This is a genomic window from Falsibacillus pallidus (genome assembly GCF_003350505.1).
GTDB lineage: Bacteria > Bacillota > Bacilli > Bacillales > DSM-25281 > Falsibacillus > Falsibacillus pallidus.
On the sequence record NZ_QQAY01000012.1, the window covers coordinates 1 to 26,465 of the forward strand.

Genomic DNA, 26,465 nt, shown 5'->3' on the forward strand with positions numbered 1-26,465 from the left:
CAGACAATGCACTACCTGTCAGCTAGACACTTCCGCCACTGCGGTGTGTCAGGGACTTTCACCCATTAGTCCGATGCGCTGCCAAGCGCACAAAAGCGCAGGCAATAGTGCCCGCACTTTTCACTCTTCGAAATTTAATTATATAAAATCTTTTCTTTAATATACTTTCCAACCACTTTATACCATGTAGATTTTGCCGCAGGTGCAAAACGATAACTCCGGTTGCGGACTTCATCCATCATTTTGATGACAGATTGGTACATCTCAGCGTGAGTGGCCTGCTCTTTGGAATCATGATAGAGCTGCAGACTTTCTTTATAATCTGCGATGGATTCAGCATTTTCGAGCACTGCCTTCAACTGCGCTTCGATTGGAGACTGTTTGGACAGCTCCGTAACAAGTCCGTGCTTTTTCAAGTAATCCAGGTTGATCGTTTCCTGTCCTGGCAGGGATGAGTAGACGAAAATCGGGATTTCCTTGTAAAGGACTTCGCTGATCGTCACGCCGCCAGGCTTCGTAATGATGGCGTCCACCTTGTCATACAAGTCGTTCATCTCTTTTCTTGATGAGATGTAGGACAGCGGCTTCACATGCGGAAGATTCATGGCCTTCAGTTCCTGATAAAGCTTTTTGTTGCTTCCACAGAGGACCAGATACGAAATCGATTGATCTTTTTGCTCCCTCGGGATGAGATCCACGATATCGCCGAGGCCGCTGCTTCCGCCTGCGATCAGAACCTGGTTTTCCTTCTGATCCTTTTTCACATTTGCCTGACCTCTTTTAAATTCACTGTGAATCGGGATTCCCGTCACCTGTATTTGATTCGGTGAAAGGCGGTGTTCCCGGACCAGATATTCTTTCACATCGGCGGTCGGGACAAAGTGCAAGTCGATTCCTTCTTTTCCCCAGAAATGGTTGACGAAGAAATCTGTATACACATTAATGGCTGCAACCTGCGTACGGCCATACATCTTCAGCCTGCTGACAAGATACGAAGAGAACGCCTGCGTACATACAACCAAATCCGGCTTTTCCTCTTCAAGCAGCTGCTCCATTTTACGGAGGAAAAAGAATTCCAATGTACGTTTAGGCTTATCCTTTTTTTCTTCGGAATAGCCGGCTTTTTTATAAATCCATTCGTAGGCTTTCGGGAAATCATTGATCCACGTCAAATACCCTTTTGTAACCGTCTCGCCAAGCGATTCATTGATATATGTGAAAAGTTCTATTTTTTTATATTCAGCGGAAGGGTTCCGTTTCTTTAATAAATTCATCATGGTCTCAGAAACTTGGTGATGTCCTGATTGCATTTGAAATAATGGTAGAAATAAGACCTTTTTCATTTCTACAACTCCTTATTCCTGCGATAAATCCTAAACAGGAATTGTTTATTTTAACCAAATCGTTTTATCTATATCTTATCACATTTTTTACTCTGGTAAATCCCATACAAATAACAGACGAATGAAAACCAAAAAAGGTTCACTTTTTGCCAAAAAATCTTACAAAACCATCATACAATATGAAGAATACCCTCATATTAAAAAAACATTAAAAATAAATGAAATTAGCAAGTCCGTTGTCGGCAATGTTTCCCAAAAATGCCACTGCTGCGGCGTTTACGCATAAAATCCCCTTCCTTTGGTGCGGGAAGGGGATTTTATTGATTTCTGTATTAACAAGTTTATCAAGGCTTGTCTTCCTATAAATCCTTAGCCAGTCGGAACCCGCTGAACTGCACGCGTTTTGCCGGCTCTGATACAAGTCTTGAGCTCGGTCGGATAAAGGAAGAAGGGGTGGCACAGGAACCGCCTTTAAGAACAAACTGATTAGATCTGCTGTAAGGCTGCTCCTGCATAGAAAGGCCCGCTGCATGTGTTGCCTTTGGACGTGTGGCGTAAAGGCTTGAAGTCCATTCCCACACATCTCCGAATGCCTTGTTGAAAGGACCTTGCATGGATACATCCTTCCATGAAGGATGATAAAGTCCTTTTTCTGCAAAATTCCCCTCTCGTTGTACTAATTCAAACGCATTTTCCCATTCTGCTTCTGTCGGAAGGCGCATTCCTTTCCAGCGTGCATAGGCATCTGCTTCAAAATAGCTGATGTGGCAGACAGGTTCATACTTTTCCAGCTTCCGCTCGCCGCTCATCGTATAAAGCTGCCAATCACCGCCATTGCCCCTCCAATAAAGCGGGGCATTCCATCCCTCTCGTTGCACAAGCTCCCAGCCATCGGCAAGCCATAGCTCAGGACGCTCATATCCACCATCCTCAATGAACTGCATATATTCAGCGTTCAAGACTGGATGGGAAGAGAGCGAATAAGGATTCAGCCAAACCTTCTGCCGCACCCCTTCATATTCGTGTGCATCCCCTTCACCCGCGAAACCGAATTCAACGAGTCCACCTTCCATTTCAATCATCGAAGGCTCCTGGAATGGAATGGATTCAGAAAAGTCCTCTGGTTCCTTCATATAGGATGGAGCCAATGGATTCGTTGAAAAAAGATATTTGATATCAGCCAGCAGCTGTTCTTGATGCTTCTGTTCATTCTGCAAGCCCATTTCAATCAAACGGTTGATATCACGGTGGTCATCCGGATTGAGTTTCTCTATCAGCTTCATCATGTGTTCATCCACATGGTGGCGATAGGAGATAACCTCTTTTACCGTAGGACGTGAAAACGAAGCTCCCAGCTGTCCGGAATGGCCTCTCTCGTGTGTGAAAAGAGAACTAAAATGTTCGTTATACGGGCTATAGCGTGGAACATATTCCATTAATATATTCTTTTCAAAGAACCTGGTCGTATGCAGCAAATGCCATTTTGGCGGTCGGACATCCGGTCCTGCTTGAACGACATAGTCCTCTGTTTCCAGCGGTGCCGTAATCTTTTCAGTAAACGATCGTATATTGTGATACTTGGAACCAAGCTTATGATTCAAACTGCTTTGCAGACTCATGAACATCCTCCTTTGAGATCTAAACGAAAATAACAACTAGTTTACTTATTTCCTCACAGAGCAATATTCAAACATAAATTGCACTGGTGATACCTTCCTCCAGAGCCAGGCTGAAGCGACATCAAGCACCTTCAGTAAACAAAATAAGAACCGGGCAAATTGCGCCCGGTTCTTCACTTTTCAATTTATTTCGCGTTATCAATGCTTTTTTTCAGTCTGTTTTCTACGTCAGCGGCAATTTCATTCAACTCAGGATCATTGGCGAGCTCAATCAGAGTGGTTGGGTTCGGCATCCCGATTTTTGTTTTGCCATCTTCTTCGTAAACAACAATTTTACAAGGCAGGAAATATCCCACTTGCTTATCTTTGCTTAATACTTTCTCAGCTTCATCCGGGTTGCATACCTCCAAAACCCTGTATCCAGACGGAAAATCCTTTCCCTTTTCGCGAAGTTTTCCAGCTAGATCAAAGTCCCAAAGAACTCCGAATTTCTCTTCTTTAAGAGCCTGTTCAAGCGCCTGTACCGCATCGTCCATTCCTTTTGATGTTTCAACAGTGTAGCCAAATGACATACTGCTCACTCCTCTTTTAGAATTTCAAGTTAATCTTAACTAACTGTCTATTTCACAAATACCCTGCATAGTATGTTTCAAACATTACCACCTACCTATCAGCCGTAACAATCATTATCAGCCCATTACTGAGCTTCACGACATCTCCCCTGACAGCAAGCGCCACATCCCTCATTAGCACCTGCTGCTCATCTTCATCCTTTGCCAGCAGCAGCACTGCATCCCCAGGATAGATCACTTCTTCTGTATGCTTCGGCAATCCAATGAAGGCATAAATTTTCAAGTCATTCATAATCCTCGCTCCTGTCCTTTAAAAATTTATGATTCTTCTGGATGCTTTCGAGAAGCGGAGTATTTTCCACGGATGTAATCATCCGGTCGATATTCTGTAGAATCGGGACGACGACAAACACAATCCTTCCGTCAATGTAATCCTTCCGTGTGTAATGATATCGTTTGATTCCCAGCGACCTGGTGATTTCAAACAAAATCGCTTGACGCTGTCCGTAATTATCCAAGGAAATCCGGAAATGATCCGATTTCGGAGTGAGTACTACTGCCAAGCCCTCCTTTAAAATCATCTCCTGACCTCTTTCGATGCCGATGCGGTTGGAGACAAATATATCATCCACATACAATTCATTATTTTTGATAGAAATTTCCCCAGCTGAAACAGAAGCGATGTCAGAAATCACTTTTCCTTTAGAAAAGTTCTTCATCCAAATATAGACGATTCCACCAGCTGCCAGTCCAGCCGGAATCCTGATCCAAGTTATGTTGTCATCCATGATTTCCATGATGGCGGCAATCACCAGCGAGACAATGAGGGCAATATAATTCCTCGCCTCAAAGGTCTTAGAAATCCCATCAATATAGGCATTTCCACGTTTCGTATACTCTGTTTCCTCTAATAATTGGAGGCTTGCCTGTTCGATTTTCCTCACATTTTGAAACTGCGTGATGGCGAGCGTCAAAAATGTGACGCTGGTCAAATTATTGGTCATGAGGGCAGGAACCAGCACCGCGCCAAGTGTCGCTGCCACAAACCCCATCACAGCATGGCTTAAGTATCCATTTGGATATGTGGGGTATTGCCGAAAGTCCTCCCGCAGTACAAACAAACGGGCAGCCGTCCCACCCAAGATGGCAGTGATGATCTGAATCAAATGCGGCATTGATAGAATTTGTTCCTTCACAACAGAACCTCGTTTCAAATTAAAAAATACCTTCCTTACTAATTTTTCCTGTCATCCACTAGATTTATGTAAAAAAAAAACACCACTCATCATTGATGAGTGGTGTTGAATAACTCAATATTAGTTATTAGAAGTTGATGTATCTGCGTGGGTTCACAGCGTTTCGCTTGTCTGCTGTCCATGGTCCTTCGTGAAGTTCGAAGTGCAAATGCTGACCAGTGGATTCGCCTGTGCTTCCCATGTAGCCGATTTTTTGGCCTTTAGCAACTGTCGCACCAGTTCCAATCAAGCGAGTGGACATGTGTGCGTAAACAGTTGTGTACTGCTTTCCATTGACGGAATGTGCTACAAAGATACAGTTTCCATAACTGGAAGAAAGGTAAGAACGGATGACGACACCGTCAGCTGCTGCAACTACAGGTACACTTCCGCCTTTTGCAATATCCATACCGTAGTGGATTTCACCCCAGCGTCCGCCGAATTCAGAAGAAACATATCCTTCTGCAGGGCGCATGAAGTCGCCGGAAGTCACTGCTGGAAGACTTTCACTTACACTGCCTCCGCCGCCACTGGAAGAGTGAGCCGCAGCTGCTGCTGCTTGTCTTGCACGCTCTGCTGCCGCTGCTTTGCGTTGGCGTTCAAGTTCAGCTAATCGGCCTTTTTCCAATTGGATGGCTTTAGCGAATGCTGCATCCTGACCCTTTAGCAATTCTTGTTCTTCTTGAAGGTTCAGCTTTTCAGCCTCAAGAGATTTCTGCTGTTTATGAAGTTCTTTCAACAATTCATTTCTTTGTGCTTTTTGAGAGTTGAATTTAGATTTCATATTGTTCAAGTCTTGAAGCATGGATTGAAGATCAGCCAATTTCTTTTCGACAGAAGCTTGCTTTTCTTCTAAATCCGCTTTATCTCTTTTTTGTTCTTCAATGATCTGCTTGTCCGCATTGACAAGAGTTGTCACTGCAGAAGCACGGTCAATAAAGTCACTGAAGCTTTCAGCACCTAAAAGAACGTCAAGATAGTTTACGGATCCGCCTTGCGTCTGGATAGCACGTGCACGCTGCTTCAACAATTCATTGCGTTCAGCGATGCGCTTTTTAAGCTCCTCGATTTCACCCTTAAGCTTTTCGATTTCTGCTTGAGTATTGGCAATTTCAGTTTGCTTATCTTTGATTTTTTGATCAGTTTCAGCAATTGCCTGATCCAGTTTGGCAATTTCAGCTTTTACATCTTGCTGATCGCCTTTTACTTTATCAATAGCAGAACTTTTCGTATTGATATTAGATTTTACACTGTTTTGTTTGTTATGGTTTTCCTGCTGTTGTTTTTGTAAATTTGATAAAGTTGATGCAGTTGCCATCCCATTGGCAGCGAATAAACTTGTTACCCCAAGAGTCGTAGCTAAAGTGAATGAAAGAATGTTGCGTCTTCTCACGTTTTTTCCCCTTTCCGTCCTTACGCTTTCTCTTTTTCTATGAAACTTTCTATCTATGTTTTACGTCAATATTAATAGGGAACTAGTAAACCGAAGCTTGATTCCCTTGAAGTTTATACTTTCAGGAAGCGTCTGATGCTCATCATGCTTCCCCATCCTCCGATGATGGCGCCCATCAAGATCAAGATGCCGCTCACTTCATATACGAACGGTGCAAAGTCGAGAACTTTGATGAAATGTGACGTCAGCTTTGGAGAGATGTAATCGTAAGCATATTTATAGCCTGTGATCACAATGATGATCGGGAATACTGATCCGAGTATCCCAAGCCAGAAACCTTCTAACAGGAACGGCCAGCGGATGAACCAGTTGGTCGCACCGACAAGCTTCATGATCTCAATCTCAGTTCTTCTGGCGAAAATAGTAATTTTAATTGTATTGGAGATCAGGAACATCGCTGTGAACAGGAGTCCAATGATCAGTACAAGTCCTACGTTCCGGCTGTATTTCAAGAATTTAAAGAGCTTGTCCACTTTACCTGCGCCGTATTCCACTTTGGCTACGTTTTTGAACCGCTCGATCTTATTTGCTGCAATTTTCGTATCTGTCGGATTCTTCGTTTTTACGATAAACACGTCATACAACGGATTATCCTGTTCGAATAATTTAAAGTCGCTTCCCATATCCTTAATCAGATTCTTCAATTCTGCTTGTTTAGAAGAATACTTGATGCTCTGTACTTGAGGAATGTTGTCAATCTGGCGCTTCAATAGATCTTTGTCTTTTTCTTTCGCCGTCAAATCAACGTGGACACGAATCTCTACATCTTTTTCAATGTCTGTAGCCACTTTATTCATGTTCATCATAATGACGAAGAATACACCGACTAATAAAAGAGTTACTGTTACGGCACTGACAGATGCGAATGTCATCCATCCGTTCCGGCTTAAGCTTTTGAAACTTTCGCGGAAGTGCCTTCCAATTGTTCTAATCTTCATATCCGTAATCCCCCCGCTGTTCATCACGGACAATCTTACCGTTTTCAATTGCAATAACGCGATGCTTGATCGTGTTTACAATCTCACGGTTGTGCGTTGCCATAACCACTGTTGTCCCTCTGCTGTTGATTTCTTCAAAGAGATTCATGATATCCCAAGAAGTTTCCGGGTCAAGATTTCCTGTCGGCTCATCAGCAATCACCACTTTCGGTGTGTTGACGATCGAGCGCGCAATGGAAATCCGCTGCTGCTCTCCTCCGGATAATTCATTCGGAAGCATGCGTGCTTTATGCTTAAGTCCAACCAGGTCCAGTACTTCCATGACGCGTTTCTTTATGTATTTAGGCTGTTCTTCAATAACCTCTAGGGCATATGCGATGTTTTCATAAACGGTCAATGTTGGAAGAAGCTTAAAGTCCTGGAAGACGACTCCGATGTTCCTTCTTAAATATGGAACCCGGTTATTTTTTAATTTTGCAAGGTTGACGCCGCTTACCACAATGTCTCCTTGTGTCGGCCTTTCCTCGCGGTACATCATTTTAATGAAAGTGGATTTTCCAGCCCCACTCGGCCCGACCACATAAACAAACTCACCTTGTTTTATATGGACGTTTATCCCGTTGACAGCCATGATGCCATTCGGATACTTTTTATGGACATCCTTCATATCAATCATTATTAATCACCTATTATTCTAATTATGTGTTTGGTCCGTGAAGTAAATAGTCTTATCGAATCATGCTCACTTTTTTCAATAGTCTGTTAATCTTATATACAAAAATTTACCAGACTTTTATATTTCGACAGCATTGAGCAAAATTCCTTGTTGAATGCTATCGAAAATTTGGCACAGACCCATTATAACATCCTAGGATGTCATGTTAAGGGTAATTTTTATTACAGTTTCATTTCAAGGGTCGAAATAATATGGATAATTCATCCTATAAAGGTGGATTGTTCCTTGCGCAAGAGGTAGAAGGTGCGATTTTTAATTTAATGCATAAAAGAATAAAAGTGGGTTGTTTGCGCCTCGAAAATGAAATAAAAAAGCTTTCTCCCCATTATAGAAGAGAAAGCTTTTCACACATTATTTTTTCTTGGACAGCCATTCCGCTACCATTTTGGCATCGTCGCCTTTGATGACGTTAGGAGGCATCTGTCCTTTTCCGTTTTGGATGGTCTTCAAAATTTGGTCCTGGCTAAGTTCGCCGCCGATTTTCTTAAGGCTTGGACCGAATCCGCCTTCCAGGTTGCCGCCATGGCATGTGGAGCATTTTTGTTGAAAAATCTTTGCTGCCGGATCACCGGAGCTTGCCGTTTCTGTGGATTCATTGCCCTTATTTTTTGACTCGTCGTTGCCGCCTCCGCAGGCTGCAAGTCCAAGGACAAGAGCAGATCCCAATAGCAGCGCCATTAGTTTCTTCATATCTTTCCCCCTAGGAAAAAATTTCTTCTCCTTATAGTATACCAGGATTAGGCTTCTCTAAAACCTTCCCCTACAACTTCAGATGCATCCGTCACAATGATAAATGCAGCAGGGTCAATGCTTCTGACCAATTGTTTCAGTTTTGTAAATTCTGTCTGATCCACGACGCACATGAGGACTGGTTTTTCGCTGTCCGTATATCCGCCATATGCTGATAGTTTTGTCACACCACGGTCAATTTTATTCAAAATCCCTTCGCGGACTTCTTCTTTATGGTCCGTGATGATCAACGCCATTTTCGAACGGCCGAATCCAACCTGGACAAGGTCGATCGTTTTGCTTGTAACGAACAATCCGATCAAAGCGTAAAGACCTTTTTCAATATCAAAAACGATTGCTGCGGATAATACAATCATTCCGTCGATAATGGCAACGGATTTCCCGAGAGAAAAACCAGTGAATTTCGTAATGATCTGTGCAGCCAGGTCGGTTCCGCCTGTTGATGCTTTCCCTCTGAATACAATTCCGAGCCCAAACCCAACGCCGATTCCGCCAAACAAAGCGCCCAATAAAGGGTTAAGCGTCCAAGGCTCCCACTCTTTCGTAAAATAAACGACCAATGGAAGGAAAATAGTGCCGACCAGTGTTTTATAGCCAAATTGAAGGCCAAGAAAAATAAGTCCTGCAATGAAAAGTGGAATATTCAATGCCCACTGTACATAGGCAGGCTCCCAGCCTAAGAGGCCGTGCAAAATCGTACTGATTCCGCTCACTCCGCCTGAAGCGACTTCATTCGGCAGCAAAAATACATTGAAGGCGATCGCGACAATCGCGGATCCGATAATCACCTGGATATATTCTGAAACCTTTTGGTACACAGGATGTGCCGGTTGATTTACTCTGTTTTTTTTCATGTTTTTTGTGCTCCTTTGATGCATTTGTCGATAATTGCCGAAGTGAGTATAGCACGGAGATGAATGGGTGTAAATGCCAATCAGATAACGTGTTAAAGTGCTAAATCCTTAAAATTATCATTTACCATTGCCGAAAAAGAATTCAGTGCACCAAAAAAGCCCCAATGCATATGCATCAGGGCTTCAATATTTCCTCGCATATTTTACGACACCTTAAGAAATTCGTGAACGCAGGTACGCATTGATGAAGTTGTCTAAGTCTCCATCCATGACACCTTGGACGTTTCCGGATTCTGTATTGGTGCGGTGGTCTTTCACCATGGAATATGGATGGAAGACGTAAGAGCGAATCTGGCTTCCCCATCCGATTTCTTTTTGCTCACCGCGGATTTCAAGCAGCTCTTTTTCCTGCTGTTCAATCTCGCGCTGATAAAGCTTGGCTTTCAACATTTTCATGGCCGCATCACGGTTCTTAATCTGAGAGCGCTCGGACTGGCATGTCACCACGACCCCAGTGGGCGTATGAGTAATACGGACGGCAGAATCGGTTGTATTGATATGCTGACCGCCGGCACCGCTCGCACGGTACGTATCGATTTTAAGATCTTCTGTACGGATGTCAATTTCGATTTCATTATCGAATTCCGGCATAACTTCGCAGGAAACGAATGAAGTATGGCGGCGTCCGGATGAATCAAATGGAGAGATCCGGACCAAACGATGTACTCCTTTTTCCGCTTTCAAATATCCGTAAGCATTGTGCCCTTTAATCAATAATGTAACACTCTTGATTCCTGCTTCATCACCTGGAAGGTAGTCCATCGTTTCCACCTTGAAGCCTTTTTTCTCAGCCCAGCGCGTATACATGCGAAGCAGCATGGAGCCCCAGTCCTGGGATTCCGTTCCGCCGGCACCCGGGTGCAATTCAAGGATTGCGTTGTTTTTATCATATTCTTCGCTCAACAATAGCTGAAGCTCATAGTCATTCAAACGGTTGACGAGGTCCTTCATTTCGCTCTCAAGCTCTTCCTGCAGTTCAGGATCGTCCTCTTCTTTGACCAATTCATAAGTCAATTCAAGGTTTTCCTGCGTTTCGACCATATCATTGTATTCGTTGACAAGGTCCTTCAATCCGTTGCTTTCATTGATGACGCCCTGCGCCTGCTGCTGGTCATTCCAGAAGTCCGGCTGCAGCATGACTTCATCCAATTCGGCAATGCGCGCCTCTTTGTTTTCTAAGTCAAAGAGACCCCCTGAAGTCCGCTAATACTCTAGCTGTTTTTTCAAGCTCTGATCTGATTTCTGATAATTCCATTCTGATCACCTCTAAATATAATTAACCGATGCCGTGCATCAGTGTGTTTCTATCGCATCAAAAAGTGAAGGAGAACAAATTCTCCTTCACCCTCTTTTAAAAGTATACTATGCCGGCTGGCAGTCCGCAAACCGGGCTTAGACCGAAAAATCGATTAAGCCAATTTTCCGTGGCAGTTTTTATATTTCTTGCCGCTTCCGCAAGGGCAAGGTTCATTGCGTCCTACTTCTTCCTGTTTCTTCACAGGCTTCTTCTTCACTTCGCCGCCGTCTTCTTTCGGGTTGACCGCTTGTCCTTTTGCAACCTCTTGGCGCTCCAGGTTGTTGCGGATTTCCGCTTTCATGACGTATTTCGCAGCATCTTCTTCGATTGCTTCGATCATAGTTTCAAACATCGCGAAGCCTTCGCTTTGATATTCACGAAGCGGATCGATCTGCCCGTAAGCACGAAGGTGGATACCTTGGCGAAGCTGCTCCATTGCATCGATGTGGTCGATCCATTTCGTATCAACCGCACGAAGAAGGATGACTTTTTGGAACTCGATCATTTGCTCTTCGCTCAAAAGCTCTTCCTTCTCATCATAGCGTTCAGTTACTTTCGCAAAGATAAGCTCGGACATTTCTTCCGGGTCTTTTCCGCGAAGGTCAGCAACTGTTACGTCGCCTTCATGAAGAAGGGTGGCATTGACATAGTCAACAAGACCTTGTAGATTCCAGTTTTCCTCATCTTCAGCAAGTGAAGCGTGGGAATCAACGGCACGGCCGATGACTGCTTTGATCATATTTTCCACAATCACGCGCAGGTCTTCTGCTTCAAGCACTTCATTACGCTGTTTGTAGATGATTTCGCGCTGCTGGCGAAGGACATCGTCGTATTGTAGAAGCTGTTTACGTGCATCGAAGTTGTTTCCTTCCACTCGCTTCTGAGCGGACTCGACTGCACGAGAAACCATTTTGCTTTGGATTGGCTGGGAATCATCCATACCAAGCCGCTCCATCATGGCTTTCATATTGTCGGAGCCGAATCGTCTCATCAATTCATCTTCCATGGAAAGATAGAATTGAGTGACACCAGGGTCTCCTTGACGTCCGGAACGTCCGCGGAGCTGGTTATCAATACGGCGGGATTCGTGGCGTTCTGTACCAACGACAGCAAGGCCGCCAAGTTCCTTCACGCCTTCTCCAAGCTTGATATCCGTACCGCGTCCTGCCATGTTCGTTGCGATGGTTACCACACCCGGCTGGCCGGCATCAAGGATGATTTCAGCTTCACGTCCATGATTTTTCGCATTCAAGACATTGTGGCGGACGCCTTTTTTCGTCAAGAGCTTGGAAATAAGCTCCGACGTTTCAATAGCAACCGTACCGACAAGGACCGGCTGGCCTTTTTTATGTCTCTCAGCAATTTCCTCGACAACTGCACGGAACTTCCCTTCCATGCTGGCAAAAATCAAGTCAGGACGATCATCACGTGTAATCGGACGGTTCGTCGGAATGACCACAACACGCATGTTGTAGATATTGCGGAATTCCTCTTCTTCCGTCTTCGCTGTACCAGTCATACCGGAAAGCTTTTCGTACATACGGAAGTAGTTCTGGAATGTGATCGTCGCCATCGTCATGCTTTCGTTTTGAACCTCAAGGCCTTCCTTCGCTTCAATCGCTTGGTGAAGCCCGTCGCTGTATCGGCGCCCTTTCATCAAACGTCCCGTAAATTGGTCAACGATGATGATTTCGCCTTCCTGAACCACATAATCGACATCCAGATGCATACTGACATGTGCCTTCAATGCCTGATTGATGTGATGGTTCAATGTGACATGCGTGATGTCAAACAAATTATCTATTCCGAAAGCGCGCTCTGATTTGTTGATTCCTTCTTCAGTCAGCTGGACGCCTTTCGTTTTTTCATCATATGTGTAGTCTTCTTCTTTTTTCAGCGTACGGACAAACGCATTCGCTTGGATATAAAGCTGAGTCGATTTGGCCGCCTGTCCTGAAATGATCAATGGCGTACGCGCTTCATCAATCAAAATGGAGTCGACTTCATCGATTACAGCAAAATGCAGCGGGCGCTGAACCATTTGCTCTTTATACAGCACCATGTTGTCGCGCAGGTAATCGAAGCCAAACTCATTGTTTGTACCATAAGTGATATCAGCATTATAAGCCTGCTGCTTCTCTTCCTTGGACATGCTGTTCAAATTCAAGCCGACAGTCAATCCGAGGAATTCGTAAAGCTCTCCCATTTCAGTCGCGTCACGGCTTGCCAAGTATTCATTGACCGTGATGACGTGGACGCCTTTGCCGGAAATCGCATTTAAATAAACAGGCATGGTCGCTGTCAACGTTTTACCTTCCCCGGTCTTCATCTCGGAGATATTCCCTTCATGCAGGGAAATACCACCCATCAACTGGACCTTGTATGGGTAAAGGCCAAGCACGCGGCGGGAACCTTCGCGGACAACTGCGAATGCTTCCACAAGCAATTCGTCCAAGGATTCCCCTTTTTGATAGCGCTGCTGAAATTCTTCCGTTTTTTCACGAAGCTGATCATCTGACAGCTTCTCCATTTCTGGACCAAGAGCATCAATTTGATCAGCCAATTTCTCAAGGCGTTTCAGCGTTCTTTTGTTATCGTCGAAAACTTTATTTAAAATACCAAGCATCTATAACGCTCCTTTATCAAGTGGGCGGACATATTTATCCACCTCATCGTTGTAAAAAGTGAAGGTTTAATCATCTCTAACAGTAATTCTCGAAAAAAAGCAATAATCCTCTAAAAATATTCTGAAAATAGCGATAAAATAGCAACCGCATTTCCAAGGGACATAGATACGCCTCCTTTAATCTTACCACTACTAAGGAGTGAGGACAACTTTCACCGGGAGATGCTGTTGTTATGGCAAAAGAAAAACCAGCCCTGTGCTCAGGACTGGATTCTCTTTTTAAGATTATTTATTTCTGTATCGTGTCTGCCTAATTTCCCACTTTGAAAATCACTATCAATTTTTAAGTTTTTCATCTCGGTAGAAACAACTTGGAAAACTTGATGGTGCTCATCCAATTTGGAATTGATATGCTTGAAATAAGCTCGAAACTCTGAGGCATGGTTATCGATCTTATCCTCTAAAGAAATAAATCGGCTTTCTAGATTCAGTTGACCTTCTTCAAGCTTGCTTTGCCTCTCGATCAAATTCAGCTGGCCTTCTTCCAACTTGCTTTGTCTCTCGATCAAATTCAGCTGGCCTTCTTCCAACTTTCCTTGTCTATCGATCAAAGTCAGCTGGCCTTCTTCCAACTTTCCTTGTCTATCGATCAAAGTCAGCTGGCCTTCTTCCAACTTTCCTTGTCTATCGATCAAATTAAGTTGTCCATCTTCCAGTCTACTTTGCCTCTCGCTTAAGTTCAACTGACCTTCTTCAAGCGTCCGTTGTCTTTCAGCCAGTGTCAACTGCCCTTTTTCAAGCTTCGTCTGTCCTTCTTCGAGGTTGGTAAGTTTTTCTAAGATTAAATTCAATTTATCTTCCAACAAAACACCACCTCTTCCTTTTCCATTATTCTACCATATTCAAGCAGAAATTAGGACAGGAATTAAAATTTAAATCCAACTTCATCAAGCACTGCTGCGATTTCTTTTGATCGCTTGGAAATGCTTCCCGGCGACGTTTCGAAAATTTCCGCAACCAACTTTTGAGAACGTTTTTCCAGGCCGAAGTTTTGCTGGGAAAGCAGATAATAAATCGCTCCCACGTAAATATTCGGATTCTGGATTTTCGGATTGGCGTTATCACAGAAGATCTCCCAAACAGCAAGACCTGCAGGCACTGCCATATCATCTGGCTCAACCTCAAGGCTGTTCAAGTAAGCTTCTAGTTCTTCCGCTACTTCCTCTTGTTCAGGCGTCAGTTTTACAAGACGGTCGCCTTCTTCATTTTTCATTTTCTGGAAGGCTTCTGCTACTTTCATGAAGTTTTTCTTCAAATATTCTTGTTCGTCCTTCTCGCCGGACTTGGCAAAGTCTTCTGCTACCCATGCTTTTTGCGCTTCAGCAAGGTGCAGCGGGAAGTCGTGGTCGATCCCAAAGAACAATTTGCCAATCTTGATTCCGATGACCATTTGCCCTTTAGTATGATCCACGTCAAATTGATGCTCAGGCTCAATGATAGAATACGTTTCGCCAGTTAGAGCATCTGTCACTTCAAGATTTTCACCCATGCAATGAGAAACCGTTCCCACGACAATGGTGTAATCTTTCCATGATTTAAAAACATCCTTTGTGCGCTGCCTTTGAACAGTCGGCAAGCGGCGATCGATGAATTCTTCCGCGACAGTCTTTCCATCCTGTGCTTCCTGGGTAAATATGTACCAATGATATACCTGGTCCATAATCGAGAATGGCTCATTTTCAAACTCAGCTAAATGAGGAAAATTAGCTTTCTCATATAAAAAGAAACGGTTAAAGGAAGTGAGGTAATACTGAACAAAATGTTCAATAAGCTCCTCTTCCAGACCGATCAGCTCTTCATTCACCAGCGTCTCGATTGAAACCGCATTATTCTTTTCACAGCATTTCTTATATTTTTTTCCGCTTCCACACGGACATGGTTCGTTTCGTCCTACAGTTACTGTCATTTCAAATTTCACTCCTGTTATATATAGCACTTGTCTCTGATAATCCCAATCTATTGTATAGGAAATGATAGATTCCAATCAAATGGAAGCTTCTTCCGCGGTTGAACGGGTTCCTCAACTTCCATTTTATGGGTAGTTGAGCGGTTGAGGCGAAAAGTTGCGAGGTCAACCGGGAAAGTGCGGCGGTCGTCGCCGAAAGTTGCGGGGTTAAACGCGAAAGTTCGGCGGTCGCGGCCGAAAGTTGAGAGCAAACCGCCACGAGCCAATGCAAAGAACGGAAAACCAACATAATTTGTCCGGCTGGCGCCGATATTTGGCAAATGCGGGTCAGCGTCCTCGAAAAACTCCCATAAAATGTGGAGTTGAGCGGTTGAGGCGAAAAGTTGAGGGGTCAACCGGAAATGTGCGGCGGTCACCGCCTAAAGTTGCGGGGTTAAACGCGAAAGTGCGGGGGTCCAGGCACAAAGTTGAGAGCAAACCGCCGCTCCCCCTCCAGAAAAGTGACAGGCACTCCCCGAATTACCTCGATTTTTGTCGAATGAATCAAAAAAAACCCGCCATCCGGCGAGCTCATCCTAAAAATATGGCACCATATACGAGTGCGGCCCCGATGACATAGGCGGGGTGCACTTTCCATTTTTGCAGAAGCAGGAAGCTGACGACGACAATCGCAAGTGTCTGCAGCCAGCCGATCCCGTGATAGGAATCTTTGAAAAAATCATAGGCCATGATGCCAAGCAGCACAGCAATCGCCGGTCTTACTAGATTCGTCAACAATTTGACTTTCGGTGAATTTTTAAATTTCATCAAAAGAGCTAATAGTGCGATCATCAAAATCAACGAAGGTGCAATAGTGGCAAACACGCCGACAAATGCACCGAAGACGCCGCCCACTTCATAGCCGATGTACCCGGACATCTTAGTGGCAATCGGACCCGGAAGTGCGTTGCCGAGTGCTAGCACTTCACTGAATTCATTGACGGAAAGCCAGTGGTAGCGGTCGACAACTTCATTTTCTACAAGCGGAATCGAAGCCGGGCCGCCTCCGTATCCCAATACCCCCGGAATAAAGAAGGCGAGGAAGATCTTCCAATAAATCATGAAGCCTTCACCTTCCTTTCTTTACGCTTCCCTGGCGACAGAAGCGCACCGACAATCAATATCCCTATCAAAATGGCCGGATGGATTCCGATCAGCTCAAGCACTACAAAGCTGATAACAATAAGAGCGATGCCCCAAACTTTACCCAGCCCTGAAGTCGACTTCGCGATAAAATCCCATGTCATGACGGCAAGCATCACGCCTACTACAGGGACAACGGCTTTTGACATCCCCTGCACCCACGGCTTTTCACGGTAGGCATTCAGAACTGTCAGCAGCAGGATCATCAAAATGATCGTCGGGACAATTGTCGCCAAGACTGAAACAACCATCCCAAGCAATCCGCTCACCCTCCAGCCGATGTAGCCGGCAAGCTTCGTCGCAATCGGACCTGGCAGCGCGTTTCCGAGAGCCAGTACATCTGAAAAATCATCGTCGCTCATCCATTTACATTTTTCGACTACTTCTTTATGAACGAGCGGAATGGCGGCAGGACCGCCTCCGTATCCTAAAATCCCCACCCTGAAAAAGGCGAGGAACAAGTTCCAAAGCTTCACATTGCCTCATTCCCCTATGCTGAATTTCCTTCTATTTTACCATGCCGCGATGGCGCCGTCTGTCCTGGACTCCGTGCCGCCCATCAGGACGCCCGTTTTCTCATCGCGCCAGATAATCTGTCCGCGCCCGAAGCTTCCGGTATCGGTCGCGACTTGGATTTGATGGCCTTTTCTTGCAAGCCCCTGTGCCAAATGATTCGGGAAATGCGGCTCAACAAGTATTTTCTTTCCTTCCATCCACTGCCAGCGCGGTGCATCCAGTGCTGCCTGCGGATTCAAATGGAAATCCACCGTGTTCATGACGACCTGGAAATGCCCCTGCGGCTGCATATAGCCGCCCATGACGCCAAACGGACCGACTGCTTTTCCATCCTTGGTCAAAAATCCCGGAATGATCGTATGGTATGTCCGTTTCCCCGGCTTCAATGCATTCGGATGCGACTCATCCAACGAAAAATCAGCCCCGCGATTTTGCAGTGAAATCCCTGTTCCCGGAATGACGATCCCGGACCCGAACCCCATATAATTGCTTTGAATGTAAGAGATCATATTGCCGTCTCCATCCGCAGCAGCCAAGTAGACCGTTCCGCCTTTTGGAGGTGTATAAGGATCCGGGAGAATTGCCTCATCCCCGATCAATGACCGCCTTGCATTCCCGTAGCCCTCTGACAGCAATTCCTCAACCGCTGTCGTCATATGTTTAATATCCGTCACATGGGCCTTTCCATCTGTGAAGGCAAGCTTCATCGCCTCAATTTGTTTATGAAATGTATCAATGCTGTCTTTCTCCTTGAACTCCATTCCCTTTGCGATATTCAGCGCCATTAGGGCAATGATTCCCTGGCCATTCGGCGGGATTTCCCAAACATCGTATCCTTTGTAATTCACGGAAATCGGATCGACCCACTCAGGCTCGAAGCCGGCAAGATCCTCTTTGGTCAAAAATCCATCGTGCTCTTTCATGAAGGAATCTATTTTTTCCGCGAGCTCCCCTTTGTAGAAGCTCTCACCATTCGTTTCTGCAATGGACCTCAATGTCGCCGCATGTCCAGGGGACTTCCACATCTCTCCGATTTTCGGAGCCCTTCCTTCCGGCGCAAATGTATCGAACCATGCCTTGTATTCTTCGCCTTTGAAAATTTCCTTGAAGCGTCTGAAAGCATAATCCCAATACTTCCCGAGAATAGGGGAGATCGGATACCCTTCCTCCGCATACCGGATTGCCGGCTGCAATACCTCGGTCAGCGGCAGCTTGCCAAATTTACGGGAAAGTTCTCCCCATGCGGCAGGCACCCCAGGGATGGTAATAGGGATCATCCCATGGACCGGCATTTTCTCGTGTCCCTTAGCTTTCACCGCCTCAATGGAAATGGACGCCGGAGCCTGTCCGCTCGCGTTCAATCCATGCAGCTCGTCTTTCATCCACACCAGGGCAAAAGCGTCTCCCCCGATGCCATTTGAGGTGGGTTCGACCACTGTCAATGCAGCAGCCGTAGCAATCGCTGCATCCACTGCATTCCCGCCTTTTTGTAGAATTTCCAACCCCGCCTGCGCTGCCAGTGGCTGAGACGTTGCTACCATCCCATTCTTCGCAAAAACCGTATTCCGCTGGGACGGATACGGATGATATAAATAGTCCAGATTCATATGTATATACTCCCCTTTTCAATACTTCGATTATCGAAATAACAACTTGTCTACCATTATAGTAATAATAGTAGGAATTTTTCAATAATTAATTGCAGAGAGTAGTAGTCTTATTGATTATTATTCGATTAATTCGTGAATATTCTTTTATGATGAGAGTTTATTGGCGGTGAATGAACACTTTATTCGATAGGATTGCTCTTTATATGTTCAATAGGACTTTAAATAAACACTTACTTTGGAGTGACAGCTGCTTTCGTGTTCATTGCACAACTGATTGAACACTTCATTATGGTTGTAAACCTTTTTAGTATTCGTTCAAGTGCTTAATGAACACTTGCTAAAGTGTGGAAGCTATTTATGTGTTCAATCCCTGTTCATTTGAGCACTTCAGCATGTCTCCCACTTATTTTCGTGTCCAATTCCGCCTCCCCATCAAAGCAAAAAAGACATCATCCCCAAAGCGAGGATGATGCCTTTTCAATTTATTAATATGTTGTTTCAATCAAACCGTATTTGCCGTCGCGGCGCTTGTAGACGATGTTTGTGGCGTTGGATTCTGCATCTGTGTAGATGAAGAAGCTATGGCCGAGAAGGTTCATTTGAAGAACGGCTTCTTCAGAGTCCATCGGCTTCAAGTCGAACTGCTTCGTACGGACGATTTCCATATCCTGATCGTCTTCTTTCTTCTCAGGAGCCGCTCCGCCTGTTGGATCATCCAAGGAAGCGAAGTATTCGCCCGGGCTTCCTTTTTCACGGAATTTGCGGTTTACTTTTGTTTTATGTTTTCGAATTTGACGCTCTAATTTATCAACAATAAGGTCAATTCCGGCATACATGTCAGCATTGTGCTCCTCCGCGCGAAGGACGAGATGCGGCATCGGAATCGTTACCTCTACTTTAGCCGTTTTGTCCTGATAAACTTTCAAGTTTACGTGTACGTTCGCATCTGGAGTATCATTGAAGTAGCGCTCAAGCTTTCCTACCTTCTTTTCCAAGTACTCGCGGATTGCTGGAGTAACCTCAATGTTTTCGCCTCGAATGTTGTAAGTTAGCATATGTGGAATCCTCCTTTAATTAAAGCTTGTATATAGTATTCGATATTCCCAGGAATATTCCTGCTTAAACTTTCTAAAAATTTTGTCAAATTAAAAAACTTTCCGTCAAATCCTGTCGGAACAAGGGGTCTACAGACCTAGATGCAGGCAGAAAATTATTTTCCCGTGTCTGACGATAGGCTATCAAAGGAAGTTTTCGCCATTTCAAAACCTCTCGAAATATCATCCACTGCCCCGCTGAAATCAAAAAATTTCTGGATGGCGTCTTTCATTACCGCACCTTTCTTCTTACGATATTCTGAATCCCTGCATAGTTTGTATAGTTCACCCGAAAACTCCTCATCTTCCACTGCTTCATTTCCAACATAAAACGCAGTATCCGCACTGCTCTTCAATGTGACCACCGGAATTCCGGCATCCATTGCCATGGCTGCACTGATCCCTCCCCCTTTGCGGAATGGATTCACATACACATCGCATAGTTGATAAAAAGCAGGCAAGTCAGGGTGGTAGTCGATAAAGTGAATCCGTCCATTATCAATCAAGTCCGAACAACCATCATGAATAAGTGAAAATTCACCTTTCCCAATTACACACCATTCCACAGAAGTATTTTTCTCTAAGCACTCCTTCATGATTTCCACAAACTCTCCTGACAAGTCGGCATCAAGCCTATTGCCAACCGTCACCAGAACGATATCGTCTTCAGCAAAACCATGCGCCTTGCGAGATTCTATGCTCTCCGCTTTCTTCAAATCAATCCCATGATGAATCGGCAAATAGGTCCTGCTTTCCCCTCCGAATTTATTCCATTCCTTTTCAATCGTTTCTCGATTCAGCCCACCTGAGAAGACATGGGCAAACGGAAGTGCCTCCTCACCGCCAAGGGATGTGGAGAAAATAGGATAATGCTGAAATAGCATCGCCCCCACCAAGCTGAAATTAGCGCCGATTGACCAGATCACTTCCGGTTTCTCTTTTTCAAAAAAAGCCAAGTCCCTTTTGAGCCGCTCCATTCTCGGTAAAGATGGATCCGAATAAATGAGATCAATTCCGCTGCCGCCAAGCATTTTGAGATGGGTTTCTTTGAAATTGCGGGATGCAGCCGCTGAAAAAGCATTCGAAAAAATCACCTCTCCCGGGCTATAGACAAAGGTGTCATCCACAAATATCTTTATTTCCAACTCAGGATAGACCAATTTCAATTGTTTGGCATAATTCAACACGACAGCAGTAGGCGCATGCTGTTGAGCAAGAAGCTGCCCGGCGATGATGACGACTTTGCCTTTTTTCTTTTCACCGGATGCAGCCTTCACATGTCCCTGATAAAATTCCACAATCCGTGCCATGATGACCCTTTGATCTTGATAAATCCCCTTATATTTTTGAAGACCATGGTAACTGACAAACCCAAGAGTTGAAGCAAGAAGAGGATAGTGAAAAGCTATGTAGGTCCGGTCTTCAAGGAGCGTCTGATGAATGAGCTTCAGGAGACCATCTTCTTTTTTCAGCGCAAGGCTCGCCGTTAGCAGATTCACTTTCTCCGGAAACGAATCCTTGCCCCACTTTATATAATCCTGAATTTGCTCGAATATCCTTTCTTTTAAAGGAGAATCACGATGGAGATGAAAAAGCGCGGTCGCTACCTTTCCCTTGATGTCCGCGGGAATGCCCATTTTCAGAACAGTCCGGGTTAAGTAGACCGTCCACTGCGGGGCAGCAGCTGCGGCTTGAAAAAAGTCCTGATCAAAAGCGAACGGCTTCGATGCCACTGGATCGATCGAAACGGTTTCCGCCTTCTCCCCTTCCCCTTTAAAAGAAAACGTCCGATTGCCGAGTTTGTATTCCTTTCCGATGGATTTCTTTGTTTTCGGAGTATCCCAGTCAAATTCCTCCATCCTTGTAAAATAGACAAACCGATGATGTAGGAGAAGCAGAGGAAATAGCAAATCAGCTTGTTCAAAACCCATTTGGACATAGATTTTCCCATGGAGCGTCTCCGTTTCGATCCCGTTCAGATTTGCCAATGATTTCACCGGCTCGCTGCTGAAAGAATCCTTATCATCCCGGGATGGGAGGTAGATGAAATCATCGATTTGCCCGTTATAGGCGCGGTAGCTGCTGAAAAGAAGGCTGCGGTGGTTGGAGAGGAAACAGAGTCTTCGCTGCCGCTTTTTTCGAATGGTTTGAATGGTGGTTCCCAATGAAAATAAAATGAGATTCTTCATGGAGACATGACGGATTTCATAGCCGCGCTTTTTAAATTCACGGCAAAGTTCCGCCACCCGGGGATCCTTTGCCCCTTCTTTTTTCACGACAAGAAGCACTTGATTGCTCATCCTTTTACACCCCAATGCTTTTCATAAAACGTACGAATTGCCTTCACAACCTGTTCGATATCATCCTGTTTTAATCCGTAATACATAGGCAGCCGAACAAGCCGCTCACTTTCCTTCGTAGTAAAAAGATCTTCCCCATGAAAGCGCCCGACTCTCCTACCGATTTCCGTTGAGTGAAGGGGGATATAATGAAAGACTGCACCGATGCCTGCCTTTTTCAAAAAAGCAATCAGGTTCGATCTTTCTTCAAGATCTTTTGCCTTCAAAAAAAATAGATGTGCATTGTGGCTGCAGCCCTCCGGAATCTCTGCAATTTCAATCCACCCTTTTTCCACCAATGGCAAAAGAGCCTCCCTGTACTGCACCCAAAGACGTTTCCGGACTTCATTCACCTTCTCCGCTTCCTCCAGCTGCGCATACAAAAAAGCCGCACTCAGTTCGTTCATTAAATAGGAAGAACCGATATCGACCCATGTATATTTATCAATCTGGCCGCGGAAAAACCGGGAGCGGTTAGTGCCTTTTTCCCGGATGATTTCCGCCCGGTCAACAAGCACTGGGCGGTTTATCAGCAAGGCCCCTCCCTCGCCGCAGTGATAGTTCTTCGTTTCATGGAAGCTGAGGCAACCAATATCACCGATGGTTCCGAGCGGATTCCCTTTATACTCCGCCATGAGTGCCTGCGCAGCATCCTCAATGACGAGCAGTGAGTGCTTTCGAGCGAGCTCCATGATGGTCTCCATCTCACAGGAAACTCCTCCATAATGCACGACGACGATCGCCTTTGTCCGCTCCGTAACTGCATTTTCAATCAATGCAGAATCGATATTCATAGTTTGAGGCTCGATATCGACGAAAACGATTTTCGCACCACGCAAAACGAAAGCATTAGCTGTTGAAACAAACGTATAGGAAGGCATGATCACTTCGTCGCCTTCCCCGATATTTGCAAGAATTGCTGCCATTTCAAGCGAATGCGTGCAGGACGGTGTCAGCAGGGCTTTTTGGCAGCCCAGCTTTTGCTCCAGCCATTCGCTGCACAATTTTGTAAAAGGCTGATCCCCGGAGAATTTCCCCGACGAAATGACCTGCTCTACATAAGTACGCTCCCGGCCCGTCACGAGCGGCACATTAAAAGGGATGGCCTGCAACTTCATCACTTCCCTTTCCACTCATTCGATGATACGGTTATTCGTCTTCGTCAAAATCTTATTGGCATAACGGAACGAGGCAAATGTCCCAGCATCCGTCCAGTCACCTTCAAGGATGTTGTAGGTCAGTTCGCCCCTGTCGATATAAATGTTGTTCACCGCGGTGATCTCATACTCACCCCTTGCAGACGGTTCAATCCCTTCGATTAAGCGGAAAACATCAGCATCATACATATAAATCCCGACGACGGCGTAGCTGCTTTTCGGCTGCTTCGGCTTTTCTTCGATTTCGATCACTTTCTTTTCATCCAAAGCAGCGATGCCGTATCGTTCGGGATCGCTCACTTTCCGGAGCAGCACCTTCGCCCCTTTCTTCTGCTGTTCAAATTCCTCAACGAACGGCTTGATGCTATGTGTTGCGATGTTATCTCCAAGGATGACGGCAATCTTCCCACACTCTGCAAACGCTTTGGCCAAATACAGGGCATGTGCCACCCCTTTTGCTTCTTCCTGGACCTTAAACGTAAAATCGCATCCAAAATCCTTGCCGCTTCCAAGCAGCCGGACGATTTCGCCCATATGATTCATGCTTGTAATGATTAAAATTTCCTTGATGCCCGCTGATTTCAACTGCTTGATCGGATTGAAAATCATCGGTTCCTTCCCCACTGGCAGCAGATGCTTATTCGTGATTTTCGTCAGGGGATAAAGCCTCGTCCCCGTCCCGCCGGCCAGAATGACTCCCTTCATTCCTTCACCCCATTTTCCCGCCATCCCCAAATGTAGTACGACGCATCCGGTCCTGTGTGGAAAAGCAGGTCTACGATAGAGACCCCATGTGCAAATGGAGGATAACTTTGTGGATAAGCAGGATAGCCTTCGTAATTTTTATACACAAGCTTGATCCCTTCCTGTGCAAAACCTTCTTCGTTAAGGTACGACATGGCAGCCGGCCCTGATAGATAGCTGCCAGCCCCAAGTTTTTTTAATATACCGATCAATTTATCCTGCTTTTTCCCTTCTGCCGCCACCTGGCGTGAATCGATGAATTCTGTTTTGCACTGCAGGAAGTTTGTGGATATGTGGGCAATCAAAAATTGGTTGATCTCCGATAAAGAGGACCACGTACTTTCCAAATAGATATGCTCAAAAAAATCCTCATACAAGCGAAAAAAAGGAGCCTTCCCATAGCTGTTTTTCAAAGCATCCCAATGCTTCTTCTGCCACCTGCTATCTGTCAGCTCCACTTCATTGATATTGCGGTGAATATGCTGTCCCACCGGGATGCTCAGCCACTTCACGCCATTCGGAGTCTTAATTTGATTGCGGTTCCGCCAATCGTTCTTCGTAAACTGGACATCATCCAAAAACACAAATACATCTACATCATGGATAATGTCAAAATAGCCTTTCCAAGGGATGTAATTCGACTGGATGATGGCCGCTTTCTTCAAACAAACACACTCCCAGCTTTCACAAAGCTCTCAGGAGGGACAGTGCGGTGGTCGGCCACAACCGATCCGGCACCCACAAAGCAGTTCTTCCCGATCATGCAGTGGCCGCAGATCGTGGCATTCGGGGAAATGAACGTGTTGCCTTCCACTACAGAGTCATGGTTCACGACAACACCTGGCCAAACAACAGCTCCCTCCCCAATCCGCGTCCGCATATCAATGACAGCATTATTCATGATGATGGCGCCTTCTTCGATTGTGGCAGTGGAACACACATAAGCCCTTGGATGAATGAGAGTCGCAAGCGTATAGCCATATTCCTTCACACGCTCCATCACTTTCAGGCGGGCTTTCAAGTTCCCGTAGCCGATGGCCATTGCGACTTCATATTCTTCCGGTGAATGAGATTCCTTCACTTTGGAAAAATCCCCGAGCACCCCATCTCCCGGGTGGATATCATCGATGAACCCCGCAATGGTATAGCCTGAATCGAGGGCAATCTGACGGACGGTCCATCCAAAATCCTGTGATCCATAAATAAGCAGCTTCTTCTTTTTCACGAATCGATCTCCCTTTCGCCTTCATACTTTGCTAAGTACCAATCTATGGTGGTCTTCATCGCTTCCTTAAAGGAGTACCGGGGTTTCCAGTTTAATTCTGACGCGGCTTTGGACGCATCCATTCCGTAGCGGAAATCGTGTCCTGCCCGGTCATCGGTGAACGTGATGAGTTCCTTATAATCTTTCAATTTTTTGCTCGGCTTGATTTCATTAAGCTGATCGCAAATATAGCTGGTCAATTGGAGATTTGCCCATTCATTGCTCGCACCTAGATTGTAGACTTCCCCCGCTCTTCCTTTATTGAAAACGAGATTGATTGCCTCACAATGGTCAAGGACATAAAGCCAATCGCGGATCTGCTTCCCTTCCCCGTAAATCGGGATCGGCTGATGGTGGATCGCTCTGTGGATAATGGTGGGAATCAATTTTTCCTGATGCTGATGTGGACCGAAATTGTTGCTGCATCTAGTAGTAAGCGTCTGAAGTCCATACGTTTTATGGTAGGCCCGGACCAGGTGGTCGCTTGCTGCTTTAGATGCCGAATAGGGAGAATTGGGTTTGATGAGCGATTCCTCTATGAATGCTGGTTCATCTAATCGGAGGCTGCCGTAAACTTCATCTGTTGATATGTGGACAAAACGAGCTTCATGAAGGCGGTTTTGAATGGTCCATAGATGGCGGACAGCTTCAAGCAAATGAAAAGTCCCGTTAATATTGGAGGAAACAAAGGCTTCGGGCGATTTAATGGATTGATCCACATGAGACTCTGCTGCGAAATGAAAAATATGATCCGGCTCGTATCGCACGAGGAGGTTGTGGATTTTCTCCTTATCCGCCAAATCAGCATGCAAAAACGTATAGGATCCTGGGGATAACCCTTTCACATAGTCCAAATTGGAAGCATAACCGAGCTTATCAACATTCAAAATGTGATCATGTGGATAGTGCGCATGCCAACGGTGGATAAAATGAGACCCAATGAACCCCGCCCCGCCGGTCACGAGTATCGTGCGGGATTGTTTCGTTTGTTCCATAATGGCTCCGCCTCTTCGCGAATGGATTTCGTTCTATCGCTACCTTATTCGCACATAACTTGGGATATGTCAGCGACTGGTGGGGAAAAGGAAAACTACTTGAAACGATTTCAGT

At 45.3% G+C, this 26,465-nt stretch carries 24 protein-coding genes; all 24 read right to left on the minus strand.

Annotated elements, in window-relative coordinates; all coding sequences use genetic code 11:
• Positions 1 to 134 precede the first annotated feature (134 nt).
• Entirely contained in the window at positions 135 to 1,343 is a 1,209-nt protein-coding gene (locus DFR59_RS14970) for an MGDG synthase family glycosyltransferase (protein WP_114746481.1), read from the minus strand.
• 359 nt (positions 1,344 to 1,702) lie between these two features.
• Positions 1,703 to 2,962 (minus strand): ergothioneine biosynthesis protein EgtB, encoded by a 1,260-nt coding sequence (gene egtB / locus DFR59_RS14975; protein ID WP_114746482.1) that lies wholly within the window; start codon positions 2,960 to 2,962, stop codon positions 1,703 to 1,705.
• A 185-nt stretch (positions 2,963 to 3,147) separates the two neighbouring features.
• On the minus strand, positions 3,148 to 3,534 hold the full coding sequence (locus tag DFR59_RS14980; protein WP_114746483.1) for a DUF302 domain-containing protein: 387 nt from the start codon (positions 3,532 to 3,534) through the stop codon (positions 3,148 to 3,150).
• 91 nt (positions 3,535 to 3,625) lie between these two features.
• Positions 3,626 to 3,826, minus strand: coding sequence for a capping complex subunit for YIEGIA (locus DFR59_RS14985; protein ID WP_114746484.1), 201 nt, complete (start codon positions 3,824 to 3,826; stop codon positions 3,626 to 3,628).
• Positions 3,819 to 4,730 (minus strand): YIEGIA domain-containing protein, encoded by a 912-nt coding sequence (locus DFR59_RS14990; protein ID WP_114746485.1) that lies wholly within the window; start codon positions 4,728 to 4,730, stop codon positions 3,819 to 3,821. The genes DFR59_RS14985 and DFR59_RS14990 overlap by 8 nt, the downstream gene beginning before the upstream one ends.
• A 127-nt stretch (positions 4,731 to 4,857) precedes the next feature.
• A complete protein-coding gene (locus tag DFR59_RS14995) occupies positions 4,858 to 6,162 on the minus strand; it encodes a murein hydrolase activator EnvC family protein (protein ID WP_245948497.1) in 1,305 nt (434 codons plus the stop codon).
• Between the two features lie 113 nt (positions 6,163 to 6,275).
• Positions 6,276 to 7,160 (minus strand): permease-like cell division protein FtsX, encoded by an 885-nt coding sequence (gene ftsX / locus DFR59_RS15000; RefSeq protein WP_114746486.1) that lies wholly within the window; start codon positions 7,158 to 7,160, stop codon positions 6,276 to 6,278.
• Positions 7,150 to 7,836 (minus strand): cell division ATP-binding protein FtsE, encoded by a 687-nt coding sequence (gene ftsE / locus DFR59_RS15005; RefSeq protein WP_114746487.1) that lies wholly within the window; start codon positions 7,834 to 7,836, stop codon positions 7,150 to 7,152. The genes ftsX and ftsE overlap by 11 nt, the downstream gene beginning before the upstream one ends.
• 411 nt (positions 7,837 to 8,247) lie before the next feature.
• On the minus strand, positions 8,248 to 8,586 hold the full coding sequence (cccB, locus tag DFR59_RS15010) for a cytochrome c551 (protein WP_114746488.1): 339 nt from the start codon (positions 8,584 to 8,586) through the stop codon (positions 8,248 to 8,250).
• Between the two features lie 47 nt (positions 8,587 to 8,633).
• A complete protein-coding gene (locus tag DFR59_RS15015) occupies positions 8,634 to 9,500 on the minus strand; it encodes a YitT family protein (protein ID WP_114746489.1) in 867 nt (288 codons plus the stop codon).
• A 213-nt stretch (positions 9,501 to 9,713) separates the two neighbouring features.
• Positions 9,714 to 10,815 (minus strand): peptide chain release factor 2 gene (gene prfB / locus DFR59_RS15020; protein WP_114746490.1). Its coding sequence is split into 2 segments (ribosomal slippage): positions 9,714 to 10,742 and positions 10,744 to 10,815, totalling 1,101 coding nucleotides; the frame shifts between segments, so codons are not numbered across the junction.
• Between the two features lie 154 nt (positions 10,816 to 10,969).
• Positions 10,970 to 13,483, minus strand: a complete 2,514-nt coding sequence (gene secA, locus DFR59_RS15025) for a preprotein translocase subunit SecA (RefSeq protein WP_114746491.1) — start codon at positions 13,481 to 13,483, stop codon at positions 10,970 to 10,972.
• A 260-nt stretch (positions 13,484 to 13,743) separates the two neighbouring features.
• Positions 13,744 to 14,346, minus strand: a complete 603-nt coding sequence (locus DFR59_RS15030; protein ID WP_114746492.1) for a hypothetical protein — start codon at positions 14,344 to 14,346, stop codon at positions 13,744 to 13,746.
• 62 nt (positions 14,347 to 14,408) lie between these two features.
• Positions 14,409 to 15,449 carry a YecA family protein gene (locus DFR59_RS20345; RefSeq protein ID WP_211318567.1) on the minus strand — a complete coding sequence of 347 codons (1,041 nt, stop codon included), beginning with the start codon at positions 15,447 to 15,449 and terminating at the stop codon, positions 14,409 to 14,411.
• A 570-nt stretch (positions 15,450 to 16,019) separates the two neighbouring features.
• Positions 16,020 to 16,550 (minus strand): chromate transporter, encoded by a 531-nt coding sequence (locus DFR59_RS15040; protein ID WP_114746493.1) that lies wholly within the window; start codon positions 16,548 to 16,550, stop codon positions 16,020 to 16,022.
• Positions 16,547 to 17,107, minus strand: a complete 561-nt coding sequence (locus DFR59_RS15045; protein ID WP_114746494.1) for a chromate transporter — start codon at positions 17,105 to 17,107, stop codon at positions 16,547 to 16,549. Before DFR59_RS15045 ends, DFR59_RS15040 begins: the two co-directional genes overlap by 4 nt.
• A gap of 36 nt (positions 17,108 to 17,143) precedes the next feature.
• Complete coding sequence (locus tag DFR59_RS15050) at positions 17,144 to 18,754, minus strand: gamma-glutamyltransferase family protein (RefSeq protein WP_114746495.1); 1,611 nt, start codon at positions 18,752 to 18,754, stop codon at positions 17,144 to 17,146.
• Between the two features lie 488 nt (positions 18,755 to 19,242).
• On the minus strand, positions 19,243 to 19,812 hold the full coding sequence (hpf, locus tag DFR59_RS15055) for a ribosome hibernation-promoting factor, HPF/YfiA family (protein WP_114746496.1): 570 nt from the start codon (positions 19,810 to 19,812) through the stop codon (positions 19,243 to 19,245).
• 155 nt (positions 19,813 to 19,967) lie between these two features.
• Positions 19,968 to 22,151 (minus strand): glycosyltransferase, encoded by a 2,184-nt coding sequence (locus DFR59_RS15060; RefSeq protein ID WP_114746497.1) that lies wholly within the window; start codon positions 22,149 to 22,151, stop codon positions 19,968 to 19,970.
• Positions 22,148 to 23,308: a dTDP-4-amino-4,6-dideoxygalactose transaminase gene (rffA, locus tag DFR59_RS15065; protein WP_114746498.1), complete on the minus strand. Its 1,161-nt coding sequence runs from the start codon at positions 23,306 to 23,308 to the stop codon at positions 22,148 to 22,150. Before rffA ends, DFR59_RS15060 begins: the two co-directional genes overlap by 4 nt.
• Before the next feature lie 15 nt (positions 23,309 to 23,323).
• Positions 23,324 to 24,052, minus strand: a complete 729-nt coding sequence (locus DFR59_RS15070) for a sugar phosphate nucleotidyltransferase (protein ID WP_114746499.1) — start codon at positions 24,050 to 24,052, stop codon at positions 23,324 to 23,326.
• Positions 24,049 to 24,756, minus strand: a complete 708-nt coding sequence (locus tag DFR59_RS15075) for a WbqC family protein (RefSeq protein ID WP_114746500.1) — start codon at positions 24,754 to 24,756, stop codon at positions 24,049 to 24,051. Before DFR59_RS15075 ends, DFR59_RS15070 begins: the two co-directional genes overlap by 4 nt.
• Complete coding sequence (locus tag DFR59_RS15080; RefSeq protein WP_114746501.1) at positions 24,753 to 25,316, minus strand: PglD-related sugar-binding protein; 564 nt, start codon at positions 25,314 to 25,316, stop codon at positions 24,753 to 24,755. Before DFR59_RS15080 ends, DFR59_RS15075 begins: the two co-directional genes overlap by 4 nt.
• Positions 25,313 to 26,350: a dTDP-glucose 4,6-dehydratase gene (gene rfbB, locus DFR59_RS15085; protein WP_114746502.1), complete on the minus strand. Its 1,038-nt coding sequence runs from the start codon at positions 26,348 to 26,350 to the stop codon at positions 25,313 to 25,315. Before rfbB ends, DFR59_RS15080 begins: the two co-directional genes overlap by 4 nt.
• Between the last annotated feature and the right edge of the window lie 115 nt (positions 26,351 to 26,465).

What these genes read in the sequence shown, in the direction of transcription:
- DFR59_RS14970 (WP_114746481.1), bottom strand. Translation starts at nt 1,343, where the DNA reads ATGAAAAAGGTCTTATTTCTACCATTATTTCAAATGCAATCAGGACAT.
- egtB (WP_114746482.1), bottom strand. Translation starts at nt 2,962, where the DNA reads ATGAGTCTGCAAAGCAGTTTGAATCATAAGCTTGGTTCCAAGTATCAC.
- DFR59_RS14980 (WP_114746483.1), bottom strand. Translation starts at nt 3,534, where the DNA reads ATGTCATTTGGCTACACTGTTGAAACATCAAAAGGAATGGACGATGCG.
- DFR59_RS14985 (WP_114746484.1), bottom strand. Translation starts at nt 3,826, where the DNA reads ATGAATGACTTGAAAATTTATGCCTTCATTGGATTGCCGAAGCATACA.
- ftsX (WP_114746486.1), bottom strand. Translation starts at nt 7,160, where the DNA reads ATGAAGATTAGAACAATTGGAAGGCACTTCCGCGAAAGTTTCAAAAGC.
- ftsE (WP_114746487.1), bottom strand. Translation starts at nt 7,836, where the DNA reads ATGATTGATATGAAGGATGTCCATAAAAAGTATCCGAATGGCATCATG.
- cccB (WP_114746488.1), bottom strand. Translation starts at nt 8,586, where the DNA reads ATGAAGAAACTAATGGCGCTGCTATTGGGATCTGCTCTTGTCCTTGGA.
- DFR59_RS15015 (WP_114746489.1), bottom strand. Translation starts at nt 9,500, where the DNA reads ATGAAAAAAAACAGAGTAAATCAACCGGCACATCCTGTGTACCAAAAG.
- secA (WP_114746491.1), bottom strand. Translation starts at nt 13,483, where the DNA reads ATGCTTGGTATTTTAAATAAAGTTTTCGACGATAACAAAAGAACGCTG.
- DFR59_RS20345 (WP_211318567.1), bottom strand. Translation starts at nt 15,449, where the DNA reads ATGACAGTAACTGTAGGACGAAACGAACCATGTCCGTGTGGAAGCGGA.
- DFR59_RS15040 (WP_114746493.1), bottom strand. Translation starts at nt 16,550, where the DNA reads ATGATTTATTGGAAGATCTTCCTCGCCTTCTTTATTCCGGGGGTATTG.
- DFR59_RS15050 (WP_114746495.1), bottom strand. Translation starts at nt 18,754, where the DNA reads ATGAATCTGGACTATTTATATCATCCGTATCCGTCCCAGCGGAATACG.
- hpf (WP_114746496.1), bottom strand. Translation starts at nt 19,812, where the DNA reads ATGCTAACTTACAACATTCGAGGCGAAAACATTGAGGTTACTCCAGCA.
- DFR59_RS15060 (WP_114746497.1), bottom strand. Translation starts at nt 22,151, where the DNA reads ATGAGCAATCAAGTGCTTCTTGTCGTGAAAAAAGAAGGGGCAAAGGAT.
- rffA (WP_114746498.1), bottom strand. Translation starts at nt 23,308, where the DNA reads ATGAAGTTGCAGGCCATCCCTTTTAATGTGCCGCTCGTGACGGGCCGG.
- DFR59_RS15070 (WP_114746499.1), bottom strand. Translation starts at nt 24,052, where the DNA reads ATGAAGGGAGTCATTCTGGCCGGCGGGACGGGGACGAGGCTTTATCCC.
- rfbB (WP_114746502.1), bottom strand. Translation starts at nt 26,350, where the DNA reads ATGGAACAAACGAAACAATCCCGCACGATACTCGTGACCGGCGGGGCG.